Below are 3,273 nucleotides of genomic sequence, written 5' to 3' on the forward strand. Positions count from 1 at the left end.
TCGAGGCAAACCTCGATAGCATATATACACGAGCAACTTTGGCTAAATGCACTTTATGTCACGTTACTTCTAGTTATCGCAATCATCAAAAGTAAATTTCAAAAACGCATATAACAAGGCGTTTAAGGCAGATTCCCAACGCTTGGCATTTTGCATTTCAAGTTGGGTTTAGTGTTTACGGTGTAAAGGTTTAGGTTAGGTGGTAGGCGTTGTTCACTACTTAACGCGGCGTTATGAAACCTTCTTAAAGTTCTGCTTTTGTTCCCAACAATGTCGCTGAAATCTGCTTTGATTTAGCTAATTGGAAGTTCTGAGCTTTCGGGCTGAACAAGTATCGCAGTCTCGCTAATACGCCGTACACGACTGGTGCTACAACCCAACAGTGCTCGGCTATTAGCCAACCGCATAGACCTTGCAAACGCCCTTAATCATAGTGCTTTCGGTATTCAAAGAAGTTGGGACTGATTCGGTGAGCTTATTCTTAGATTCAGTACGTGCACATTGCACAACCTATTGGTTTAATTTAAGTTTCATAACAATGCGTTCAAGCGGGACTCACAACGCGTGGCAGTTCTGGTTCAAAGTCTAGCTACGGTGTTTATGGCAGTATTGCTTGAATAGGGCGGTCGCGTTGGTCGCCCCTTAACGCGGCGTTAGCCATACACATTGTTTTTGGGATCAACGTATGAAAATGATAATTTGCAATGTAGCGTGGATGAAGCACTACGATGGTATCAATGACAGTGATTATCCTATTAATGGTGGTAAATACATTGATAAAAACGGATACGGTCATGAAGTACTTAACTTTCAAAAAAATGGGAAATACTGTTATGGCTATGTTCAGGCTAATAACTTAACGATAAATATTAGTCGAATTGAACCGAATGCAGGGGACTATATAGACGATGTGTTAGTGGTTTGGCGTTCTCGTTCTAATAGAGGTTCGGTGGTAATTGGATGGTACGAAAACGCACGTGTCTATAGAACTACCCAGGAACCAAATGATAGAAGAAGCTTTCACTTTAACGGTGAAGATCACTTTCCAGAATACCTGATTAAAGCTAAATCTAAAGACTGTACTTTGTTAGCTCCACAACAACGTTTATTTCCTGTGCCGGTAACTCACAAAGGGTTTGGTTCTCAAACTTTTGTTTCTTTTCTGGAAGCTGAAACATCTGAAGTGAAAAAGTTTAAGCGACAGTTAATGAAATATATATCCAGAGTTAAAGAAGGCCAGTTCTCACTACCAAATAAAGGTAAACGCGGAAAAATAGATCATGAGACAAAGCTGAAAATTGAGAAAACAGCTGTAGATCTAACTATCGATTATTATGTCCAACTAGGTTACATCGTTGACTCTGTAGAAAAAGATAACGTGGGTTATGACTTAAAAGCAACTAGTGGGAATAAAACACTTTACATCGAAGTAAAAGGAACTTCAGCAAAAGATCATACATCAGCGAACGTATGCTTAACCCCCAATGAATATAAAACCAGCAAAACAGCGAGCAGGAAATATCGTATCTGTATCGTGGTTAATTGTTTATCAGAGCCGGAACTATTTGAGTTTACTTGGGATCCAGAAAAAAGCTTATGGTTTAGTGAGCATAGCCTCACGAGCTTAAAAGTAACAGAATCAATATCAGCTAATTTGTCCATCTGCTAGTATGGCTAACAATCTGTTTAAGAGTGATTCGCAACGCGTGGCATTTTTACTATGCGTTAGTTTTAGTGGTTAAGGTGGTATGCGGGAGCATTGGTATTGCGTTGCTCACACCTTAACAGGGCGTTATGTGTCTATGGAGGAAAGAGTGATATCCGATATCTTAGAAGAAATTTTGACACCAGTTTCTAGGACGATTAATAAGGTTATTGGCTTTCTAGTGGTCGACGTATTCGTTGAGTTTGTATGTTATTTTCTGGGTAAAGTAACTTTGTTACTACTCACGCTTGGTAGGTTCCCTGATAAAACTAAATCACAAGAACATAAAGGTAAAATATCACTGTTCGGGCTTACTATTTTCTTTTCAATTTTAATTTTCATCGCACATAACAACCAAGTAGGCGCATAAAAAAACAAGTGACGGCGTATCAAACAGTTGGGGTTCATCATTCGATTTGCTCACATCTTGAGTTCGCCACATAACAAATTGTTCAAGAGTGATTCGGCACGCGTGGCATTTTTGCTATGCGTTAGTTTTAGTGGTTAAGGTGGTATGCGGCAGCTTCGGTATTGCGTGCCTCACACCTTAACAAGGCGTTATGCGACTAGGAAGGCAAATTATCTCATGTCCCTTTCTCGCTCTCTTTGGCCATCCATTTTTCGGTGTCGGCAACTCAGCATTATCGGCTCAATTTCTTGAATCTCTCAGGCCGTAAAACATGCCAAGGTTCACAGGTTGCCTCATTGGTTTTCAGTGCTGGTTTGTGGCGAGTTCCACTGGCTCCAAGTGTCGAAAGAGCAAGGCTATCGATGGTCAGTATTTGTTGAATGTTCGTCCCTGCGAAGTTAGGTGGTTTAAAGGCAACATTGTTGCTGAAAGGCCGCATTTCCTGGTTGTCGGGACTTTGGCTGTAACATAGTGACTCTGCTGTTTCTTGAATCACAAAAAGTGTTTGGTTTGTTTGTGGTTTTTCATGCTTAAGGTAGTCTGCATTGGGCCAAGTAGGCTAATGCGTGCAAATTCGCATAACAAAGCGTTTAAGGCAGATTCCCAACGCTTGGCGTTTTGCCTTCAAAGTTGGGTTAAGTGTTTACGGTGTATAGGTTTAAGTTAGGTGGTAGGCGTTGCTCACTACTTAACGCGGCGTTATGAGCTAATAGGGAAATCAGCATGAACTACGAAGAATTTAACCATTTTTGCGGCTCTTTTGCTGGAACGAGTCACGTCGTTCAATGGGGTAATTCCGATGTATGGAAGGTTGGTGGTAAAGTCTTTGCCATAGGTGGTTGGAGCGATGGTTCCCAAGCTGCATTCACGTTTAAAACCTCCAACTTAAATTTTGACTTTCTAAGTGATTGTGAAGGTTATAAACCGGCTCCATATTTTGCTAGTCGTGGAATGAAGTGGATACAGCAGGTTGAGACTTCAGGCAAACTAGACGATGACCTAAAGTACTATTTATCGGAATCATACCGAATTGTCGCGAGTGGTTTAAGTAAGCGTAAGCAACGAGAATTGGGCATAGATCACCTAGCTGAATCAGGCTCATAACAAAGCGTTTAAGGCAGATTCCCAACGCTTAGCGTTTTGTATTCAAAATTGGGTT

At 41.0% G+C, this 3,273-nt stretch carries 2 protein-coding genes; both read left to right on the plus strand.

Annotated elements, in window-relative coordinates; genetic code table 11:
* The first annotated feature begins 685 nt into the window (after positions 1–685).
* The gene (locus RH45_RS22690; protein WP_008075155.1) at positions 686–1,669 is read left to right on the plus strand and encodes a protein NO VEIN domain-containing protein; all 984 of its coding nucleotides are present in this window, start codon (positions 686–688) and stop codon (positions 1,667–1,669) included.
* Between the two features lie 1,168 nt (positions 1,670–2,837).
* Entirely contained in the window at positions 2,838–3,218 is a 381-nt protein-coding gene (locus RH45_RS06465; protein ID WP_008075158.1) for an MmcQ/YjbR family DNA-binding protein, read from the plus strand.
* Positions 3,219–3,273: the final 55 nt, after the last annotated feature.

Origin of the sequence: Vibrio sinaloensis DSM 21326 (assembly GCF_000189275.1) — a bacterium.
Classification (GTDB): Bacteria; Pseudomonadota; Gammaproteobacteria; order Enterobacterales; family Vibrionaceae; genus Vibrio; species Vibrio sinaloensis.

Coding starts and splice junctions, on each gene's coding strand:
- RH45_RS22690 (WP_008075155.1), top strand. CDS start 686: ATGAAAATGATAATTTGCAATGTAGCGTGGATGAAGCACTACGATGGT.
- RH45_RS06465 (WP_008075158.1), top strand. CDS start 2,838: ATGAACTACGAAGAATTTAACCATTTTTGCGGCTCTTTTGCTGGAACG.